This window comes from Mycolicibacterium fallax (assembly GCF_010726955.1).
Lineage (GTDB): Bacteria > Actinomycetota > Actinomycetes > Mycobacteriales > Mycobacteriaceae > Mycobacterium > Mycobacterium fallax.
Genome location: NZ_AP022603.1, coordinates 2,941,751 through 2,963,134, shown reverse-complemented (window position 1 = coordinate 2,963,134; position 21,384 = coordinate 2,941,751). Strand labels below are relative to the sequence as shown.

The following is a 21,384-nucleotide window of genomic DNA, read 5'->3' as shown; positions in this document are numbered from 1 at the left end:
CATCGAGTGAGAACCCAGGGACGCTGGTGAGAACTTTTGCCGGGTGCGCTCATCGAGTGGGAACTCAGGGACGTTGGTGAGACGTTTTGGCGGGGCCCGAAATCGAGTGAGAACTCAGGGAGCTTGGTGAGAACTCAGGGACGTTGGTGAGACGTCAGGGCGGGGGTTTTCATCGAGTGAGACATTGTGGCGGGGTCTACTCGAACAACGCGTCCCAGGTTTCTCTTTCGATGACGAGCGCCGTCCTGGGTTCTCACCAACGTCCCTGACGTCTCACTAACGTCCCTGGTTTCTCACTCGATGACGACGCCGGCCAAAACGTCTCACTAACGTCCCTGAGTTCCCACTCGATGACGACGGCCATCAAAACGTCTCACCAGCGTCCCAGGATTCTCACTCGATGAGCGCGGCCGGAAAAACGTCGCACCAAGCGCCCAGGGACCGCCGAGGCGGCCAAAGCCGTCAAAGCAGAAGCCGTTAAGGCCAAAGCCCCGAAACCGAAGCCCCGACCCCAGCCCCGCAGCCGCAAACCCCGGTTAGATCGGGGTCAGGCCGTGCTTGCGCTGGATGCGGTGCAGGTTCTGCTTGTCGCGCAGCAGGTTCATCCCCTTGCGCAGCATCAGCCGGGTGTCGTGCGGCTCGATGACCGCGTCGATGAACCCGCGCTCGGCGGCGATCCACGGGGTGGCCATGTTGAGGTTGTAGCCCTCGATGAAGTCGGCGCGGATCTTCTGCACCTCCGGCGCGGTCGGATCCGGGAACCGCTTGACCAGCAGCTGAGCGGCACCCTCGGCGCCGATCACCGCGATGCGGGCGGTCGGCCAGGCGAAGTTCAGGTCCGCCGAGAGCTGCTTGGAACCCATCACCGCGTACGCGCCGCCGTAGGACTTGCGGATGGTGATGGTCACCTTCGGCACGTCGGCCTCAACTACGGCGTTGAGGAACCGGCCGCCGCGCTTGATGATGCCGCCCTTCTCCTGCTCGACGCCGGGCAGGAAGCCGGGGGTGTCCACCACGAACACCAGCGGCAGGTTGAACGAGTCGCAGAACCGGATGAAGCCGGCGGCCTTGTCGGAGGCCTCGTTGTCGATCGCCCCGGACATGTACATCGGCTGGTTGGCGATCACGCCGACCGACCGGCCGTCGACCCGGGCGAACGCGGTGATGATGGCCTGGCCGCGCTGCTCGGCGACCTGGAACACGTCGCCGTCGTCGAAGATCCGCAGCAGGATCTCCATCATGTCGTAGGCCTGGTTGTCCGAATCCGGCACCATGGTGTCGAGCTCCATGTCGTGGCTGGTGACCTCGGGCTCCAGCCCGGCGTTGATCACCGGCGCGTCGTCAAAGGTGTTGCCCGGCAAGAACTCCAGGTAATCGCGGACGTACTTGAAGGCCGCGGCCTCGTCGTCGACCACCTGGTGGATGTTGCCGTAGCGGGCCTGCGCGTCGGCGCCGCCGAGCTCGTCGAGCGACACGTCCTCGCCGGTGACGTCCTTGATCACGTCCGGGCCGGTGACGAACATGTAGCCCTGATCGCGCACGGCGACCACCAGGTCGGTCTGGATCGGCGAATAGACCGCGCCGCCGGCGCACTTGCCGAGGATGATCGAGATCTCCGGGGCGATGCCGCGCATCAGCTCGTGCCGACGGCCCAGCTCGGCGTACCACGCCAGCGAGGTGACGGCGTCCTGGATCCGGGCGCCGCCGGAGTCGTTGATGCCGATGATCGGGCAGCCGACCATCGCCGCCCACTCCATCAGCCGGGCGACCTTGCGGCCGAACATCTCCCCGACGGTGCCCTGGAACACCGTCTGGTCGTGGCTGAACACCGCGACCGGGCGACCGTTGATGGTGCCGTGGCCGGTGACCACGCCGTCGCCGTAGTAGGCGTTCGGGTCACCCGGGGTCCGGGCCAGCGCGCCGATCTCCAGGAAGGTGCCCGGGTCCAGCAGCGCGTGGATCCGCGCCCGCGCGGTCGGCAGGCCCTTCCGGTCGCGGCGGGCCCGAGACTTCTCGTCGCCGGGATCCTTGGCCACCTCCAGGCGTTCGCGCAGCTGCGCGAGCTTGGCGGCGGTGGTGTTCGCGGACTGCTCCACGGCGTCGGTCACTTGCGGCCCTTCCATTCGTTCTGGACCCGGTCGATGGTCTGGCTCATGTGCGCACCCACCTTGGCAATGTACGGCTCATCGATGGCTTGGATGTGCTCGCCACCAATGTTCACCACTTCCAGATCCGAAGCGTAGGCGCCCCAGCCGCCGTCGGCCGCCCGGGTGGCGTACGCGGGCTCGAAGGTGATCGCGTCGTCGTGGTAGCGGTCGGCCATATAGAGCACCACGTGCCCGTCGTAGTGCTTGGGGGTGGCCAGGTCCAGGGTCCGCTGATCCAGGTACGACGTGCGCTGGTGCTCGATGATGCCGCCCGGGATCTGCACCCCGGCGTCCTTGACGGCGTTCAGCACGAACTGCACCTGGCCGGCGTCGTCGAGGACCTCCAGCTCCTCGTACGGGATCGCCGGGATCTGCACGTTGAACGTCTTCTCGGCGAACTTGGCGTAGCGGTCCCAGCGGGCCCGGGTGCCCTCGGTGGAGGTGTCGATCGGGGTGCCGGGATGCACGGTGTCGATCAGCCCGACGAACTCAACGTCGGCGCCGGCCTCCTTGAGCCCGAGCGCGCAGGCGTAGGACAGCGCCCCGCCCAGCGACCAGCCGGCCAGCAGGAACGGCTTGCCCTTGCCGCCGTCGACCCAGCCGTTGAGCTCAAGCAGCTTCGGCACGTACTGCGCCGCACGCTCCTCGATGGTGCCCTCGACCCGCTCCAGGCCGGTCATCGGTGTGCCCGCCGGCAGCCGGTTGAGCAGCGGCTCGTAGACGACGGTGGAGCCACCGGCGGCGTGGAACACATACACCGGCACCTGGTCGTCGCTGTCGGCCGGGCGGATGGTCCGGACGAAGCCGTCCAGCTCACCGGCCTCCAGGAACTCCCGGACGGTGGTCGCCAGCGCCTCGATGTTCTCCGCGGCCCGCACGTCCTCGGCGGTGATGCTGCCCTCGGCGCGTTCGGAGAGCCGCTGGGCCAGCTTGGCCGCGGCCTCGTCGTCCAGGGCGGGCAGCGCGTTGAAGATGCCGCCCGGGCTCTTGCCGGTGACGATCGCCCAGGTCGCGAAGGCGAGCCGCTCGGCGGCGTCGCGCGGCGGGACGTCGGAGTTCAGCGCGGCGGCGACCGCCTCCTGGTTCAGCGCCGCGGCGGCCGCGGCCAGGTTCGGCTTGGCCGCCCCGGCGGCCGCGCCCGGTCCGGACGGGTCGGACGGCGGCGGGGGCAGCGGCGCGCCACCGGGTCCGGACGGGTCGGTCGGCGGCGGGGGCAGCTCGTCGACCTGCGGGTGGGTGTTGGCGGCGTCGGTGGCGCTGAGGTTCAGCTCCGCGGCCTCCAGCGGCTGAGCGGCACCCTCGGCAGCCTCGCCCGCGGCGGCGGCGTCCAGCGAGGCCAGCCGCTCCTTCATCTCGGCGGCGGTGCTCGCCCCCCCGAGCAGCTCGGCCTGGGCCTTGGCGAACTCCTCGGGGCTGGCGGTCTGCTGGAACTGGTGCAGCTGGCCAACCTCGTCGCGGTGCTCGACGGCGTAGCTGATCAGCTCCTCGACGTCGTTGATGTTGGCGTCGCGGACGGCCTGCAGCTGAATCGGCGGCAGGTCGAAGTCGTACTCGACGCGGTTCTTGATCCGGACCGCCATCAGCGAGTCCAGGCCCAGCTCGATCAGCGGCACCTCGCGGGGCAGGTCCTCGGGCTCGTAGCCCATCGCCCCGCCGACGATCGCGGCCAGCCGGGCACCGATCGTCTCGCCGGTGCTCGGCGACCACTTGGCGAACCCGGCGGCCAGCCCGGCCCCGGCGGTCAGGTGGTCGCTCAGAATGGCGGCGTCATCGGCCGGCTCGATCACCTCACCGGCCAGCGCCACCGTGCCGGTGGCGGCCGCACCGACCGCGGTCGGCAGCGCGTCGGCGGTGATGGCGACCGCACCGGCGGCCACCGGCAACGCGCCCGGCTGCCCGCCGCGGGTCAGCACCGCGTCGTAGACCAGCGTGAAGGACTCCCCGATCCGGGCGTGCACCTGCGCGGTCGCCCCGCCGGGGTGCCGGCTCAGGGTGGTCACCAGCCGCGAACCGGCGCCGGCCACCGCGCGCTGCTCGTAGGCGGTCAGCACCGCGTCGGTGAACACCTGGGCGGCCGCGGACTTGACCAGCGCGGCCAGGTCGGCGGCGCTGACCTCGCCCTTGGGCGAGTACTCCCAGACGTGCCTGCCGTCCGGGGTTGCGACGTGGTTGCCCGGCATCATCACCGAGCTGTCCCCGGTGAACCGGGCCTGCAGCCAGTGCGGCTTGCGGCGGAACTTGGTCGGCGGGATGTTGCCGTAGGCGGGGCCGTCGGTGACGGTCGAGGCCGGGCTGAACAGGGTGCGGAAGTCCAGCTCGTGGCCGTGCACGAACAGCGTCGCCAGCGCAACGGTCATCGAGTCGACCTCGTCGGCCTTGCGGGCCAGCGTCGGGATCAGCTGGGCGTCGGGCAGCCCGGCCGCCATGGTGGTCAGCCCGACCTGCATCAGCGCCACCGGGTTGGGCGCGAGCTCCAGGAAGGTGGTGTAGCCCGAGTCGACCGCGTTGCGGATGCCCTGGGTGAAGTAGACGCTGTGCCGCAGCCCCTTCTTCCAGTAGTCCACGTCGTGGATCGGGTCACCGCCGGGCCGCACGAAGGCGCCCTCGTGCACGGTGGAGAAGTACCCGCAGGCCAGCGGGTGCGCCTCGATGCCCTGCAGTTCGGCCATCAGCTCGCCGAGCAGCGGATCCATCTGCTGGGTGTGGCTGGCGCCCTTGGTCTGCATCTTGCGGGCGAACTTGCCCTCCGCCTCGCAGCGGGCGATGATCGCGTCGACCTGCTCGGGCGGGCCGCCGATGACGGTCTGGTTCGGTGCCGCGTAGACGCACACCTCCAGGCCGGGGAAGTCGGAGAACACCGTGGCGATCTCCTCGGCGGAGTACTCCACCAGCGCCATCAGCCGGATGTACTCGCCGAACAGCATCGCCTCGCCCTCACCCATCAGGTGCGCGCGCGAGCAGATGGTGCGGGTGGCGTCGGCCAGGGTCAGGCCGCCGGCGAAGTAGGCGGCGGCCGCCTCACCGAGGGACTGCCCGACGACGGCCGCCGGCGCGGCGCCGTGCGCCCGCAGCAGTTCGCCGAGGCCGATCTGCAGCGCGAAGATGACGGTCTGCACCACCTCGATCGGGTACTCGACGGTCGCGTCGGTGTAGTCGATCGCGTCGTCGAGGATGTACTCGACGACCGAGTAGCCGCGTTCGTCCTGGATCAGCGCGTCGACCCGGTTGATCCACGCGGCGAAGGTGTCGTTGCTGAGGTAGAGGGCCTTGCCCATCTTGCGGTGCTGGGAGCCGAAGCCGGCGAACACCCAGACCGGGCCGTTGGTGACCGGGCCGTCGGCGGCCAGCACCAGCGGGCTCTGCTTGCCGTCGGCCAGCGCGCGCAGGCCCTTGACGGCCTCGTCGTGGTCGTGGGCCAGGATCACCGCGCGGGACCGGCCGTGGTTGCGCCGGGACAGCGCCCGGCCGATGGCCTCCAGCGGGGTGCCGCGGCCGGCCTCGCTGTCGACCCAGTCGGCCAGCTCGGCGGCGGCCGCGCGCTTGCGGGAGGTCAGAAACGCCGACACGGCCAGCGGCACGATTCGGCGCGGCGGGTCGGCCAGCTCGGCGGCGGCCTGCGCGTCGAGCGCCTCGTCCAGCAGCCGGCGGGCCTCCTCGGTCAGGCCGGGCAGCTCGATCTCGGTGGCCGCGGACTCCTCGCGGGCCATCGCGTCGTCGATGAACTCGCCGTACTCGTCCATCCGGACCCCACCGACGCCGGCGTCGCCGGCATCGGCCGCGTCCGCGCCGGCCGGCTGCGGTGCGGCGGCGGCCGGCTCGGGCTCGACCAGGTCGCTGGGCAGCACCTCGCGCACCACCAGGTGCGCGTTGGCGCCGCCGAAACCGAACCCGGACACCCCGGCGATCTTGTGGCCGCTGTAGCGCGGCCAGTCGGTGACCTGGTCGACGACGCGCAGCCGCTCCCGCTCGAAGTCGATGTAGGGGTTGGGGCCGGCGTAGTTGATCGACGGCGGAATCTTGTCGTGGTAGATCGCCAGCGCGATCTTGGCGATGGACGCCGCGCCCGCGGCCGACTCCAGGTGCCCGATGTTGGACTTCACCGCGCCGAGCAGCGCCGGCCGGTCGGCGGGCCTGCCGCGGCCGACCACCCGGCCCAGCGCGTCGGCCTCGATCGGGTCGCCGAGGATGGTGCCGGTGCCGTGCGCCTCGATCAGGTCGACGGTGCGCGGGTCGACGCCGGCGTCCTTGTAGGCCTTGCGCAGCACCTCGGCCTGGGCGTCCGGGTTCGGGGCGAGCAGGCCGTTGGACCGGCCGTCGTGGTTGACCGCCGAGCCGGCGATGACGGCCAGGATCTCGTCGCCGTCGCGGCGGGCGTCGGCGACCCGCTTGAGCACCACCATGCCGCCGCCCTCGGAGCGGGCGTAGCCGTCGGCGTCGGCGGAGAACGACTTGATCCGGCCGTCCGGGGCCAGCACCCCGCCGACCTCGTCGAAGCCGATGGTGACCAGCGGGGTGACCAGCGCGTTGACGCCGCCGGCCAGCACCACGTCGGCCTCGCCGGCGCGCAGCGCCTTGACGCCCTCGTGGATGGCGACCAGCGACGACGAGCAGGCGGTGTCGATGGCCATCGACGGGCCGCGGAAGTCGTAGAAGTAGGACACCCGGTTGGCGATGATCGAGCTGGCGGTGCCGGTGATGGCGTACGGGTGGGTGGCGGTCGGGTCGGCCACCGACAGGAAGCTGTAGTCGTTGGTGGAGGAGCCGACGAACACCCCGACCGGGGTGCCGCGCAGCGCCGAGGCCGGGATCCGGGCGTGCTCCAGGGCCTCCCAGGTCAGCTCCAGGGCCATCCGCTGCTGCGGATCGATGTTGTCGGCCTCCATCTTCGCCAGCGCGAAGAACTCGGCGTCAAAGCCCTTGATGTCGGACAGGTAGCCGCCGCGGGTGCGGGCCCGGGCGACCCGCTCGGCGATCCGGGGCTCGTCGAGGAACTCCTCCCAGCGGCCCTCGGGCAGGTCGGTGATGGCGTCGCGGCCCTCCAGCAGGGCGGCCCAGGTCTGGTCGGGGGTGTTCAGGTCCCCGGGCAGCCGGGTGGCCAGGCCGACGATCGCGATGTCGGCGGTGTCCGGGTCGATGTCGGCCGGCCGGGACCAGTCCTCGCCGTCGCCGTCGACGTCCTCCGGCTCGGGTTCGCCCTCGACGATCACCTGGGCCAGCGCCTCGATGGTGGGATGCCGGAACGCGACGGTCGCGGTCAGCGCGACGCCGGTCAGGTCCTCGATGTCGCTGGCCATCGCGACGGCGTCGCGGGAGGACAGCCCCAGCTCGACCATCGGGGTCGACTCGCTGATGCTGTCCGCCGACTGCCCGGTGGCGCCGGCCACCCAGTCACGCAGCCAGGCCCGCATCTGCGGCACCGACATGTCGGTCCGCGGGGCGGGAGCCTCGGAGTGGTCGGTGTTGGCGGTGTCGTCAGACATCGAAGGCCTCACTTAGCTTCGTAGACTCGGCGCCCGGGCGGCGGCGCACTTTCCGGTTCGCCGTCAGTCGAGTTCGTCGGGGAAGGCGTTGGCGACCTTGCCCGCCCGCAGGGTGCCGTCCAGGTAGGCCGACCGGCAGGCGCGCCGGCCGATCTTGCCGCTGGAGGTGCGCGGGATGGCGCCGGCCGGGGTCAGCAGCACGTCGCGGACGGTGACGCCGTGCCGGACCGCGATCGCGGCGCGGATGTCGTCGGTGATCGGGCCGGGCTCCATCTTGTGCGCGCCCGGGGCCCGCTCCCCGACGATAACCAGCTGCTCGGAGCTGTCGTCGGGATCGCGCCGCAAACCCGAATGGCTGTCGGCGAAGACCTCGTCGGGCAGCTGGTTGGCCGGCACCGAGAAGGCGGCGACGTAGCCGACCCGCAGCGCCTTGCTGGCCTCCTGCGCGGAGTACTCCAGGTCCTGCGGGTAGTGGTTGCGGCCGTCGATGATGACCAGGTCCTTGACCCGGCCGGTGATGAACAGCTCGCCGTTGTGGTAGGCGCCGTAGTCGCCGGTGCGCACCCAGGTGGCGTCCGGCTCGTTGCCCTCGGCGTGCGAGTCGGCGATCCGGGAGGCCAGCAGGTTCTGGAAGGTGTCCCGGGTCTCCTCGGGCTTGCCCCAGTAGCCGGTGCCCATGTTCATCCCGCTGATCCAGATCTCGCCGATCTGGCCGTCGGGCAGCTCGGTGGCGGACTCGGCGTCGACGATGACGGCCCACTCACCGATGCCGACCTTGCCGGCGCCGGCCTGCGCGACGGCCTTGGCCGAATCCTCGGCCACCTCGACGAACCGGCCGGCGTTGAGCTCGTCGCGGTCCACCGAGATGATCGTCGGCTCCTCCGAGCTCGGCGTGGTGGAGACGAACAGCGTCGCCTCGGCCAGCCCGTAGGACGGCTTGATCGCCTTGGCCGGGAAGCCGAACGGGCCGAACGCGTCGTTGAACCGGCGCACGGTGGCCGCGGAGATCGGCTCGCTGCCGTTGAGGATGGCCTTGACGTTGGACAGGTCCAGCGGCTCGGCGCCGTCCTTGGGCACCCCGCGGGCGGCGGCGTGGTCGAAGGCGAAGTTCGGCGCGACCGAGATGGTGCCGCCGGTGTCCTCGGGCTTGCGGGCCATCTCGCGGATCCAGCGCTCCGGGCGGCGGACGAACGCCGCGGGCGTCATGAAGGTGAAGCGGTAGCCGATCATCGGCGACAGCAGCGCGGTGATCAGGCCCATGTCGTGGAAGAACGGCAGCCAGGACAGCCCGCGGTCGCCCTCCTCGCCCTCCAGCGCCTCGACGACCTGCAGCACGTTGGTGGCCAGGTTCAGGTGGGTGATCTGCACGCCGGTCGGGATCCGGGTGGAGCCCGAGGTGTACTGCAGGTAGGCGATGGTCTCCTCGGTCAGCGGCGGCGGCTGCACCCAGGTCGCCGCGACCTCGTCGGGGATGGCGTCGACGGCGATGACGCGCGGGCGTTCCTTGGCCGGGCGGCTGCGGAAGAACTTGCGCACGCCCTCGGCGGCCTCGGTGGTGGTCAGGATCGCCGACGGCTTGCAGTCGTCGATGACGGCGTGCAGCCGGCCGACGTGGCCGGGCTCGGACGGGTCGAACAGCGGCACCGCGATCCGGCCGCCGTAGAGCGCGCCGAAGAACGCCACCAGGTAGTCCAGGTTCTGCGGGCACAGGATCGCCACCCGGTCACCGAGCTCGGTGACCTGCTGCAGCCGGGCGGCGACCGCCTTGTTGCGGGCGCTGAACTGCGCCCAGGTCAGATCGCAGGCGACGCCGTCGCGCTCGGTGGAGTAGTCCAGGAACCGGTAGGCCAGTTCGTCGCCGCGCAGCTCCGCCCAGTTCTCGACGTGCTCGACGATGCTGGTGTCCCGGGGGAACTCGATGCGGCCGTCAATGATGAAGGGGTTGTGAAACGCCATGCATCTCTCCTGTCAACGCGCCGGCATGCGGCACAAATCTTCCAGATCGTACAGAGGGCCCGCCCCAAGTAAGCGATCTTACGTTCTTCTTAATATTATGGATCCACCGGGTGGGTCAAATTTGCCGGGCGGCGCCCGCCGGCCCGCCGCCCGGCACCGACCGCGCAGGTCGGACCGGGCAACCGCGGGGTCCGCGCGAACGGTCTCCTGCGGGTCGCACTGAGACCGAATTCACGCCGCCCGGGCAGCACAGCTAACCGTGCTTGGGGTGCGGGGCGTTGTCGATCAGCCCGCGCGCCCACTGTTCGGTCCACTGGGTCGCGGTCAGCCCGTCGAGCACCCAGAACTGCGGGGTGCCGTACATCGCGTGCACCGGTTGGCCGGCGCCACCGGCCAGGGTGTTCAGCGTGTTGGGCAGGTTGGCGATGTTGAACGCGCCCTCCGGGGCGTCGCAGATCAGATCGCCCTGCGCGCAGATCTGGTTGGTCCGGTCGTTGAGCTTGCCGAAGCCGCCGTCGCGCGGACCGCTCATGGTCAGCCCCAGGGTGGACAGCATCGGCACCTCGGCCAGGGTGATCTCGGCGCCCTGCCCACCCGGGTTCGGGCCGATCGACTGGCCCACCCCGACCTGCCTGCGGCCGTCGGCGATCAGCGTGACGCCGAGCACCAGGTCTTCGGCGATCGGGCCGCGGCCGTTGCCGATGTCGCTGGCCAGGTCGCCGGCGATCACCGCGCCCTGGGAGAACCCGACCAGCACGTAGCTGGTCAGCGGGCAGCGCTCGTTCATGTCGGTCAGCACCTTGGCGGCGGTGCGGGTGCCCTCGGCGCGGCTGTCGTTGTAGGACATCTGCTTGTCCCCGCCGAGCGGATTGTTGAACTGCGCGGTGTAGGGGACGGTGTAGACCTGCACCCGCTCGCCGGGCAGCTGCGCGCTGATCCCACGGCTCATCGGCAGCAGCAGCGCGATCGGGAACTGTCCGGGGTTCAGCGGGTCGTCGGTGCGCGAGGACTCCCAGGTGCCGGGGATGACCAGCAGCTGCACGTCCGGGCAGTCCGCGGACTGGAACTCCGGGCGCGGCTTGGCGCCCGGGGTGCTCGGCCCGGTGGTCGGCTTGGCCTCCGGCGGCAGCGGCGAGGGCGGGGTCGACCGGCTGCCGTAGAGCAGCACACCGATCACCACGACCAGCCCGATGACGACGGCCACCGCCGCGGCGGCGATGAGGCCGAGGATCAGGTGGCGTTTGCGCCGGGATTCGTTGCGGGTGCGAGCCATGCTGACACGGTACCGGCGCCGGGTACCGCGACCGGCGTCACGGACCGGTGGCGGGCAGCCCGGTATACGGCTCGCCGCGCAGCGGCGGGATCGGCAGCCCGCAGCGGGCCAGCTCGTACTCGGGCACCCGGTCGATGCGGTAGCTGGTGAACTCCGCGGCGTGCAGCAGGTTCGACAGGAACCGGCGCGGGCCCATCGGGGCCCGAATCGCGGTCAGCATCGCGTCGGTCTCCGGGCAGCCCAGCGCCGCGCCGGCCTGGACGATCCAGTCCTCGTCCAGATAGGTCGGGATGTAGGGCGGCTCCTTGAGGAACGGACCCTCGGCGACCGCCCAGTCCGGGAACAGCTCCTTGTCGTGGCCGATCCGGCCGCGCTCGACACGTTGGGTGTGCATGGCCAGCGGGTTGATCAGCCCGATCTGGTCGATCACCCGGACGTTGAGGCCGGTGTTCATCCCCAGCATGCCCATGTTGGTGAAGAACACCGTGTGCGGCGGGTTCAGCCGGGCCGGGTCGTTGACCGGCAGCTGCGGCGGCAGCGGGATGGCCGGCACCACGTCCCACTGGTCGTAGTTGCCCGACGGCAGCAGCAGCGCACCCTCGGGGGTGTTGTTGATGGCGACCAGCACCGCCCGCATCCGCGGATAGTCCAGGTAGTCGGCGGCGGTCAGCGGGTGCGCGTGCCCGGTGGCCTGGGAGTAGAACCGGCGCTCGTCGACGATGCCGGAATCGGTGACCCAGGTGCCGTCGCGGCCCAGCCCCGGCGAGTTGGCCGCCCACGCCGCCCAGCCGGCCAGCGCCATCCACAGCACGGTGGTCGCGCCGGCCAGCAGGTAACCGGCCTCCCGGGAGACCGCGCGGCCGATCGGCACCACGACGGGGATCACCGCCAGCGGGACCAGCATGCAGAACATCGGCAGCAGCAGCACCCGGCCGTGCATGAAGTCCCCGCCCTGGTGCACCCAGTACACGGCCTGGATCAGGCCGGCGCCGACGAACACCGCGACGACGGCCAGCGGCGCCTGCAGCGTGCGGGTCAGCCAGGACGCGCCGGGCGGGGCGTCGTGGCGCACCCACCAGGACCGGCTGCGCACCACCAGCAGCACCAGGCCGGTGCCGACCAGCAGCACCGCCGGGATCCACAGCAGGTACGGGCCGTTGAAGTTGGCCAGGTAGGTCAGCCCCTGCGACCACTTCGAGCCGGAGGCGTCCTTGGCGACGGCCGGGCTGGGCACCAGCATCCCGTAGTAGCCCATCCGGAAGATCTGGTAGCCGACCGGCAGCAGGCCGCCGGCGACGAAAACCACCGCCCGGCGACGCCAGCCGGGTGCGGCGATGAACAGCAGCAGCAGCGCCAGCACGCCGAGCAGGGCGAGTTCCGGGCGGACCAGCACGCTGGCGCCGGCGACCGCGGAGACCGCCGCGGTGAAGGCCACGGCGCGGCGCTCGCCGGCCGGGCCGGTCGGGTCGGCCGGGTCGGGCACCGGCCGGCGCACCCGCTGCGACCAGCACACCATCATCCACCAGAGCAGCCCGATGTAGGCCAGCGCCAGCCCGGTCTCCAGGCCGGAGGTGGCGAAGTCGCGGGCCGGCGGGATCGCGATGTAGACCAGCGCGCCGGCCGGCAGCAGCAGCGCGTTGCGGCCGACCAGGCTGGGCGCGTACAGCCGGGCCGCGCCGAGCATCGCCAGCACCACCCCGGCGACGCTGAGCGCCAGCGACAGCGCCAGCACCACGTACTCCAGCCGCACCGGTCCGGCCACCCAGCCGCCCAGCAGGGTCAGGTAGGTCCAGGCCGTCGAGGTGTTGGCCTCGACCCGCTCGCCGGCGTTGAACACCGGGCCGTTGCCGGCCATCAGGTTGCGCACGGTGCGCAGCACGATGAGCCCGTCGTCGGCGATCCAGCGGCGCTGCCAGGCGCCCCAGCCGAACAGCACGGCGATCACCGCCACCGAGCACCACAGGCTCACCCGTACCGACATCGAGTACGGAAAATTCGGCCAGGTCGCCCGCGCCGTCGGCGCGGGACCGGGCTCAGCCGAGGAAGATCGCTGCAACGACGGTTCCGATCCAGCCCACCGCAAGGACCTGCAGCACCCGGTCACCCAGGGCGATGTCCTCCGGCTCGCCCGCCTCCCCGCCGTCGACGTCGACGGCGTAGCGCAGGATCGCGATGGTGAACGGAATCATCGACACCGCGTACCAGGAGCCGGTGCTGCCGTCGCGCTCGAAGGCCCACAGGCCGTAGCACAGCACCACCGCGGTGGCCGCCAGCGTCCAGACGAAGCGCAGGTAGCTGCCGGTGTAGTTCTCCAGCGACTTGCGGATCTTGGCGCCGGTGCGTTCGGCCAGCTGCAGCTCGGCGTAGCGCTTGCCCGCCGCCATGAACAGCGAGCCGAACGCCATCACCAGCAGGAACCACTTCGACAGCCGGATGTCGGCGGCCGCGCCGCCGGCGATGGCCCGGATCAGGTAGGCCGAGGACACGATGCAGATGTCCAGCACGGCCTGGTGCTTGAGCCCGAAGCAGTAGGCCAGCTGCATCGCCAGGTAAATCGCGATGACCAGGGCCAGGTTGGCGTTGACCGTCCAGCCGATGACCAGCGCGGCCACCCCAAGGATTGCCGAGAGCAGGTAGGCCAGCCACGGCGGCACCACCCCGGCGGCGATCGGCCGGTACCGCTTGGTCGGGTGCGCCCGGTCGGCCTCCACGTCCAGGGCGTCGTTGACCAGGTAGATCGACGACGCGGCCAGGCTGAACACCACGAAGGCCAGCCCGACGTGGATGAGCACCTGCTGGTGGTCGAAGTCCTGGTCGTCGCCCCAGGCGGCCAACGGCGCGGCCAGCACCAGCAGGTTCTTCACCCACTGGCGCGGACGCATCGCCTTGATGACGCCGACGACGACGTTGCTCGGCGCAGCGGCGGGCTTGCTCATGCGGCACGCTCCAATCGGTCGGCGATGCCGGCGGTGGTGGCCGCGACGGCGGCGCCGACCACGGCTCCGGCCGCCACATCGCTGGGGTAATGCACGCCCAGCACCAGCCGGGACAGCAGCATCGGCGGGACCACCAGCCAGGGCAGCCGGGAGCCGCTGGCCCGGGCGGCCAGCAGCGCGGCCGCCGTCGTGGAGGTGGCGTGCGCGGACGGGAAGCTCAGCTTGCTCGGGGTGCCGACGTTGACCGCGATCGCCGGGTGATCGGGCCGGCGACGGCGGACCACCCGCTTGATCAGCACCGCCGCGGCGTGCGCGGCGAAGGTGCCGACCACCATCGTCAGCCACTCCCGGCGGCGGGCCGGGACGATGACCGCGGCCAGCGCGCCGATGATCAGCCAGCCCAGGCTGTGCTCGCCGAGGTGCGACAGGCCGCGGGCGGCGGGCAGCACGCCGGGGCGTCCGGCCAGCCCGGCCTGCACCAGGATCAGCGCGGTCTCCTCCGGCGCGGGCGCGTCGGGGTCACCGGGCCAGTCGGTGTTATCGGGCCGGGCGGCGTCGGGCCGGGCGCCGTCGGGCAACCCGGTGTCCTCAGGCATCGACGTCCGCCTCGAGCAGCACGGTTTCCCATTTCTGTTTGCTGGACAGCTCCGGCAGCGCCTCACGGTAGATCCGCCGCATGGTGTCGAACTTACGGGCCAGCTTCAGCTGGCGGCGCAGCGAGGCCCGCAGCAGCCCGGCGGCCTTGGCCCGGTCGCGCTGGCGGTACACCACGCCGCGGCCGTCGGCGGTGGTCACCGTGACCCCGTCGACCTTGCACAGCAGGAACCAACGGGCGTCCTGGGTGGGGACGTTGAGCTGCGGCCGCTGGTGGTGGGCCGGGTCGGCGCGGCGGAACTGGTGCACCAGGCCCTGGGCCAGCCGCAGCAGGATCATCGGCGGCGCCACCGGCGGCTTGTGCACCCGGACCCGTCCCGACGGGGCGGGCAACTCGGTCGCACCGGGCAGCACCACCGCGTCCGGGAAGGCCTTGCGCATCCGGTGCACCTCCGGCAGCGCCGACTCCAGGATGGAGAAGATGTGCTCGGGGCCGGCCAGGAAGTCGTCGATGGCCCGGTTCTGGATCGCGACGGTGGAGTACTCCAGGCACATCAGATGCTTGATGGTGGCCTTGAGGTGGCTGACGACCAGGCCCTTGACCTCGCCGTCCCAGTGCATGGCGGCGACCACCAGCCGGTTGCGCAGGTGGAAGTAGGCCTGCCAGTCGATGGCGTCGTCCTTGTCGCTCCAGGCCATGTGCCAGATCGCGGTGCCCGGCATGGTGACCGTCGGGTAGCCGTGTTCGGCCGCCCGCAGCCCGTAGTCGGCGTCGTCCCACTTGATGAACAGCGGCAGCGGCTGACCGAGCTCCTCGGCGACGGACCGCGGGATCATGCACATCCACCAGCCGTTGTAGTCGACGTCGATGCGCCGGTGCAGCAGCTGACTGTCGGCCTCCTCGACGTCGTCGAGCGGGTACCTGGCGAAGTCGTGGTCGTAGGCGGTGAACGGCGCGTTGGTCCACATGAAGTTGGCCCGGTTGACCACCTCGCCCATCACGTGCAGGTGGCTGGGCTCCTGCAGGTTGAGCATCTGGCCGCCGATCAGCGTCGGGGACTTGGCGAACCGGTTGAGCGCCAGCGCCCGCAGGATCGAGTCCGGCTCGATGCGGATGTCGTCGTCCATGAACAGGATCTGTTCGCAGTCGGTGTGCTTGAGCGCCTCGTACATCACCCGGCTGTAGCCGCCGGAGCCGCCCAGGTTGGGCTGGTTGTGGATGCTCAGCCGGTCCCCGAGCCGGGCCGCCGCGGCGTCGAAGTCCGGGTGGTCCTTGGCCTTGCGGTCGCCCTGGTCGGAGACGATGACGGCGCCGATCGCGGCGTCGACCAGCGGGTCGGAGGTCAGCGCGGCCAGCGCGCTGACGCAGTCGGCCGGCCGGTTGAAGGTCGGGATGCCGACGGCGATGTCGGCGCGGCCGGGCGCCTCGACCGGCGCGTACCAGCCGGCGCTGTGCAGCACGGCGGCGGTGTCGGTGGTGATGTCGAACCAGATCCAGCCGCCGTCCTCGAACGGCGCCAGGCTGATCTCGAACTCCACCACCGCGGGCTTGTCGTCGCTCTCGCTGACCGCGGGCGCGCCGGCGACGCTGATCCGGGCGCCGGTGGCCTTGGACCGGTAGACGTCGACGCGGGCCGCGCCGGTCAGCTCGATCCGCAGCACCACGGCGTCCAGGATCGACCAGCGCCGCCAGTAGCTGGCTGGGAACGCGTTGAAGTAGGTGGCGAAGGACACCTCGGCCTCCCCGCCGATGTCCAGCGAGGTGCGGGTCGGGGCGTGCGCCCGGCGGGAGTTGGTGTCGGCCTCGGTGATGTAGAGCTTGCGTACGTCCAGCGGCTCACCCGGCCGCGGCAGGATCACCCGGGACAGCAGGCTGACGGCCTTGGACTGGCCGGGGCCGATCGGGCCGGAGGGTACGTCGCTCATCGTCGGCTGCTCATTCCTTGACATCGTTTCGCGGTTCGGACAGCGAGGCACCGTCGCGCAGGTGCGGCGCCAGCACGTTGTCGTACATGTTCAGCGCGCTGGCGATCGCCATGTGCATGTCCAGGTATTGGTAGGTGCCCAGCCGGCCACCGAACAGCACGCCCGCCGCGGCCGTCTCGGCCTTGGCCCGGGCCCGGTAGGCCGCCAGCAGCGACCGATCGGTCTCGGTGTTGATCGGATAGTAGGGCTCGTCGTCGTCATCGGCGAAGCGGGAGTACTCCCGCATGATGACGGTCTTGTCGGCCGGGTACTCGCGCTCGGGGTGGAAGTGCCGGAACTCGTGGATCCGGGTGTAGGGCACGTCCGGGTCGTTGTAGTTCATCACCGGGGTGCCCTGGAAGTCACCGCAGCCGTCGAGCACCTCGACCTGAAAGTCCAGGGTCCGCCAGCCCAGCCGGCCCTCGGCGTAGTCGAAGTAGCGGTCCAGCGGGCCGGTATAAACCACCGGCGCCGACGGGTTGGCCGCGCGCAGTTCGTCGCGGACGTCGAACCAGTCGGTGTCGGTGCGCACCTCGATGCGCTCGTCGGCGGCCATGTTCTGCAGCCAGGCGGTGTAGCCGTCGACCGGCAGGCCCTCGTAGGTGTCGTTGAAGTACCGGTTGTCGAAGGTGTAGCGCACCGGCAGCCGGGTGATGTTCGCGGCGGGCAGGTCCTTCGGGTCGGTCTGCCACTGCTTGGCGGTGTAGCCCTTGACGAACGCCTCATACAGCGGGCGGCCGATCAGCGAGATGGCCTTTTCCTCCAGGTTCGCCGCGTCGGCGGTGGCGATCTCGGCGGCCTGCTCGGCGATCAGGGCGCGCGCCTCGTCCGGGGAGAAGTACCGGCCGAAGAACTGCGACACCAGGCCCAGCCCCATCGGGAACTGGTAGGACTGCCCGTTGTGCATGGCGAAGACGCGGTGCTGGTACCCGGTGAAGTCGGTGAATTCCCGCACGTAGTCCCACACCCTGGTGTTCGAGGTGTGGAACAGGTGCGCACCGTAACGGTGGATCTCGATACCGGTCTCGGGTTCCGGCTCGGAGTAGGCGTTGCCTCCAATGTGCGGCCGGCGTTCCACAACCAAGACCCGCTTGCCCAACTGGGTGGCCACCCGTTCAGCGATGGTCAGGCCGAAGAATCCGGAGCCGACGACGAAGAGGTCGAAGCTGTCAGTCATCGGCTGTCAGGGTATCCGACCGCCGCGCGGGGGCCGTCCCACCGCGCCCGTGACTCGGCTCGATAACCCTTCGGACATCCCTGTGTCGCGATTCCCTCACGATCCGGTCTCGCCACTCTATTCACACCAATCCCACTCGTAACATCGATCTCGCCGACAGTGTCCCCGGATGTCGAACCTGACGCCGCCGGGATACGCAACCGAATTGAGGAGACTTCCGTGCCGAACCGTCGCCGACGCAAGCTCTCGAGGGCCATGAGCGCAGTCGCCGCCCTGGCCGTCGCAAGTCCTTTTGCCGCCGTCGCGGCCGCCGAACTTGTCGCCGACTCCCAGCCGGCACCGCAGCACCGCGAGTTCACCCAGGCCGCCGTCATCACCGACCTGCCCAATGAACTGCTGTCCGCGCTGAGCTCGGGCCTGTCGCAGTTCGGCATCAACATGCCGCCGCTGCCGACCGGAGTGAACCCCGCCGGCGCACAGCCGCTGACCGGCCTGACCACCCCCGGCCTGGCCAGCCCCGGCCTCACCAGCCCGGGCCTGACCTCGCCCGGTCTGACCAGCCCCGGCCTCACCAGCCCGGGCCTGACCTCGCCGGGCCTGACCAGCCCCGGCCTGACCACGCCGGGGGCCACCGCGCCCGGCCTGGCCACTCCGGGCCTGGCGACCCCGTCGGTGACCGACCTGACCACCCCGGGGCTGGTCAGCCCGGCCCTGACCGATCCCGCGGGCACCGCGGCGGCGACCGTGCCCGGGCTGACCGACGCGGCCGGCCTGACCACCCCGGGCGGGCCGACCGCCGGCCTGACCGTCCCGGGCGTGGGCGACCTGGCCAACCCGGCGCTGACCCCCGGCGGCACCGCGCCGATCGGGCTGGGCACCACCGACCTGACCAGCCCGCTGGGCGTCGGCAACCCGATCGGGCTGCCCGGCGAGCAGCCGATCGCCGCGCCGATCGGGCTGGGCGCCGACACCTACCCGATCCTCGGCGATCCGTCGCTGGGCGGGCTGGGCGGACTGGGCACCGGCATGCCGGCCAGCAAGCCCGGGCTGATCAGCGATCTGAGCAGCGCGGCCAACTCGCTGGGTGCGGGCCAGGCCGTCGACCTGCTCAAGGGCGTGCTGATGCCGACCATCATGGGCGCCATCAAGAGCGCGGGCCCGGCCGCCGCGGCGGCTCCGGCCGCCGTTGCCCCGGCCGCCGAGGCCGCGGCAGCGGTCGCCCCGGTCGCGGCCGCGGTCGCACCCGCAGCGATCGGCTGATCCGGACAGACCTGTAACAAGACGGAACCGCAGGGCGGCTGGCTCCCCTGCGGTTCCGTTACTTGTTCACATAGTCCTCATTAATACCGTGTCGTAACAGCGTCATCATCTAGCACATCCGTAACATCTGCCTGGTGTCGTCCCGCGCACCGCGATTGCTGTTCTCTGCCCTGGCGGCGACGGCCGTGCTGGTGCCGTGGGCGATCAACGGACTGCCCACCGACCGCCCCGCCCCCCGCGCGCTGGACGCCACCGTCGTGACCAAGCCGCTGGCCGGCGTCGGCGGCGGCACCACCGTCCGGGAGGTCTCCCAGCAGCAGCCGTTCTCCGTCGTCGCGCTGACCGGCGACGACCTCACCGGCACCACCGCACAGGTCCGGGCCCGCCGCGACGACGGCGGCTGGGGCCCCTGGTACCAGGCCGACGCGCTGGAATCCAACGGCAGCGACGCCAACCGCGACGGCCCGCGCGGCACCGACGCGGTCTTCGTCGGGCGCACCACCGCGGTGCAGATCAAGGTCTCCCGACCGGCCGGCGCGCCGGTCAGCCCGCCCGCCCGGCCGCGGGCCGACACCGACCTGGGCTACCGCCCGGTCAACGTCGACGAGCCGATCGGCAACCTCAACGCCATCCTGATCACCCCGCCGCAGGCGCCCGCCGACGGCGCGTTCTCCCCGCCGGCCGCGGCGATCCTGCCCGGCCAGGCGCCGCAGGTCATCACCCGCGCGCAGTGGGGCGCCGACGAGCGGCTGCGGGCCTGCGGGCCGCCGGCCTACGACGCCGGCGTCAAGGCCGCCGTCGTGCACCACACCGCCGGCAGCAACGACTACTCGCCGCAGGACTCGGTGGCGATCATGCAGTCGATCTACGCGTACCACACCCAGACGCTGGGCTGGTGCGACATGGCCTACAACGCGCTGGTCGACAAGTACGGCCAGGTCTTCGAGGGCCGGGCCGGCGGCCTGGACCGCCCGGTCGAGGGCTCCCACACCGGCGGCTTCAACCGGGACACCTGGGGCGTGGCCATGCTCGGCGACTTCGAGACCGTCCCGCCCACCGACATCCAGCTGCGCAACACCGGCCGGCTGATCGGCTGGCGGCTGGCGCTGGCGCACGTCGACCCCCACGGCACCGTCGCGCTGACCTCGGCCGGCGGCTCGTACACGTTCTATCCGGCCGGGGCCACCCCCACCCTGCCGACCATCTTCGCCCACCGCGACGTCGGCATCACCGAATGCCCGGGCGTGGCCGGCTACGGGCGGATGGACGAGATCCGCGACATCGCGGCCCGGTTCAATGTGCCGCCTGCGCCGCCGACGCTGGAGGAGCGGCTGCGCGAGGGCGCCATCGGGGCCCGCTGGCTGGCCTCCGGCGGGGCGGCCGGCCCACTCGGCGTGCCCACCTCACCGGAATCGGCGGCCGCGGGCGACGCCCGCTACGCCACCTTCGAGCGCGGCGCCGTCTACTGGTCCCCGGCCACCGGCGCCCAGCCGCTGACCGGCGCCATCTACGCCGCCTGGGCCTCGCTCGGCTTCGAACGCGGGCTGCTCGGCCTGCCGACCAGCGCCGAGATCCAGGAGCCGCTCTGGGTGGTGCAGAACTTCCAGCACGGCACGCTGAACTTCGACCGGGAGACCGGCCAGGTCACCCGGGTCAGCGACGCGGTCGCCGTGCTGCTGCCGCCGCCCGCCGACAGCGGGCCGCCGGTGCAGCTGGAACGCTTCAGCCCGATCAGCGTCGGCTGACCGCCGGGGTCAGCCCCACCAGCGCTCCAGCACCCGCGCCAGCCCGTCCTCGGAGTTGCGCGCGGTCACCTCGTCGGCGACGCCCATCACCTCCGGGTGCGCGTTGCCCATCGCCACCCCGTGCCCGGCCCAGGTCAGCATCGGGATGTCGTTGGGCATGTCCCCGAACGACACGATCTCCTCGGCGCCGATGCCGTGCGGCGCGGCGATCTCGGCGATCCCGGTCGCCTTGCTGATGCCGGCCGGGACGACCTCGATCAGGCCGTTGTCGGTGCTGTAGGTCAGATCGCCCTGGCCGTCGACGTGCGGGGCCAGCTGCCGGGCCATCGCGGCGCTGCTCACCCCGGCCCGGCGGATCAGCAGCTTGATGGCCGGCGCGGACAGCAGGTCGGTCAGCGACACCTCGGTGTTGTCCGGGTTCAGCCAGGCGTGCTGGTAGCCCGGCGAGCTGACGAACTGCGGGGTGACGGCATCGTGCGCCCCGCTGCCGATCCGCTCCACCGCCAGCCCGGCCCCCGGCATCACCGCGGCGGCGATCTCGGCGAGCTCGACCAGCTGCTCGACCGACAGGGTGCGCACCGACAGCACCCGGTCGGCGGCCGGGTCGTAGATCACCGCGCCGTTGGCGCAGACCGCCATCGGCGCGAAGCCCAGGTCGTCGACGACGGGCGCGATCCAGCGCGGCGGCCGGCCGGTGGCCAGCACGAACCGGGTGCCGTCGGCCATCGCCGCGCCGAGCACCGCCCGGGTGCGGTCGCTGACCCGCTCGTCGTCGTCGAGCAGCGTGCCGTCCACATCGGTCGCGATCAGCAGGGGCGCGGTCTGCGGCTCGCGGAAATTCGGTTCCATCC

At 71.4% G+C, this 21,384-nt stretch carries 12 protein-coding genes; 2 read left to right on the top strand and 10 right to left on the bottom strand.

The annotated features are described in order from the left end of the window. Positions 1 to 536: 536 nt before the first annotated feature. The 9 genes from G6N10_RS14085 to glf all read right to left on the bottom strand — a co-directional run bounded on the left by G6N10_RS14085 (position 537) and on the right by glf (position 17,528). Positions 537 to 2,108 (bottom strand): acyl-CoA carboxylase subunit beta, encoded by a 1,572-nt coding sequence (locus tag G6N10_RS14085; RefSeq protein WP_234810539.1) that lies wholly within the window; start codon positions 2,106 to 2,108, stop codon positions 537 to 539. Beyond that, complete coding sequence (pks13, locus tag G6N10_RS14080) at positions 2,105 to 7,627, bottom strand: polyketide synthase Pks13 (RefSeq protein ID WP_085095624.1); 5,523 nt, start codon at positions 7,625 to 7,627, stop codon at positions 2,105 to 2,107. Before pks13 ends, G6N10_RS14085 begins: the two co-directional genes overlap by 4 nt. 63 nt (positions 7,628 to 7,690) lie before the next feature. Further along, positions 7,691 to 9,583: a long-chain-fatty-acid--AMP ligase FadD32 gene (gene fadD32, locus G6N10_RS14075; RefSeq protein ID WP_085095626.1), complete on the bottom strand. Its 1,893-nt coding sequence runs from the start codon at positions 9,581 to 9,583 to the stop codon at positions 7,691 to 7,693. Between the two features lie 253 nt (positions 9,584 to 9,836). Continuing rightward, positions 9,837 to 10,856, bottom strand: coding sequence for a carboxylesterase Culp6 (gene culp6 / locus G6N10_RS14070; RefSeq protein ID WP_085095628.1), 1,020 nt, complete (start codon positions 10,854 to 10,856; stop codon positions 9,837 to 9,839). Positions 10,857 to 10,893: 37 nt separating this feature from the next. After that, complete coding sequence (gene zomB, locus G6N10_RS14065) at positions 10,894 to 12,837, bottom strand: terminal beta-(1->2)-arabinofuranosyltransferase (RefSeq protein WP_109750487.1); 1,944 nt, start codon at positions 12,835 to 12,837, stop codon at positions 10,894 to 10,896. Positions 12,838 to 12,889: 52 nt separating this feature from the next. After that, positions 12,890 to 13,792 carry a decaprenyl-phosphate phosphoribosyltransferase gene (locus tag G6N10_RS14060; protein ID WP_085095632.1) on the bottom strand — a complete coding sequence of 301 codons (903 nt, stop codon included), beginning with the start codon at positions 13,790 to 13,792 and terminating at the stop codon, positions 12,890 to 12,892. After that, complete coding sequence (locus tag G6N10_RS14055; protein ID WP_085095634.1) at positions 13,789 to 14,388, bottom strand: phosphatase PAP2 family protein; 600 nt, start codon at positions 14,386 to 14,388, stop codon at positions 13,789 to 13,791. Before G6N10_RS14055 ends, G6N10_RS14060 begins: the two co-directional genes overlap by 4 nt. Then, positions 14,381 to 16,312: a glycosyltransferase gene (locus G6N10_RS14050; protein WP_085095636.1), complete on the bottom strand. Its 1,932-nt coding sequence runs from the start codon at positions 16,310 to 16,312 to the stop codon at positions 14,381 to 14,383. Before G6N10_RS14050 ends, G6N10_RS14055 begins: the two co-directional genes overlap by 8 nt. Positions 16,313 to 16,322: 10 nt before the next feature. Then, on the bottom strand, positions 16,323 to 17,528 hold the full coding sequence (glf, locus tag G6N10_RS14045) for a UDP-galactopyranose mutase (protein WP_085095638.1): 1,206 nt from the start codon (positions 17,526 to 17,528) through the stop codon (positions 16,323 to 16,325). 219 nt (positions 17,529 to 17,747) lie between these two features. Here glf and G6N10_RS14040 point away from each other — a divergent pair, with 219 nt between their 5' ends. Together G6N10_RS14040 and G6N10_RS14035 are read left to right on the top strand one after the other, a co-directional pair. Continuing rightward, positions 17,748 to 18,788, top strand: coding sequence for a hypothetical protein (locus G6N10_RS14040; RefSeq protein WP_085095640.1), 1,041 nt, complete (start codon positions 17,748 to 17,750; stop codon positions 18,786 to 18,788). Positions 18,789 to 18,922: 134 nt separating this feature from the next. Next, complete coding sequence (locus G6N10_RS14035; protein WP_407663983.1) at positions 18,923 to 20,533, top strand: N-acetylmuramoyl-L-alanine amidase; 1,611 nt, start codon at positions 18,923 to 18,925, stop codon at positions 20,531 to 20,533. Between the two features lie 9 nt (positions 20,534 to 20,542). On the opposite strand, the gene G6N10_RS14030 is transcribed toward G6N10_RS14035, so the two are convergent. Then, on the bottom strand, positions 20,543 to 21,382 hold the full coding sequence (locus G6N10_RS14030) for a Cof-type HAD-IIB family hydrolase (protein ID WP_085095644.1): 840 nt from the start codon (positions 21,380 to 21,382) through the stop codon (positions 20,543 to 20,545). Positions 21,383 to 21,384 lie beyond the last annotated feature (2 nt).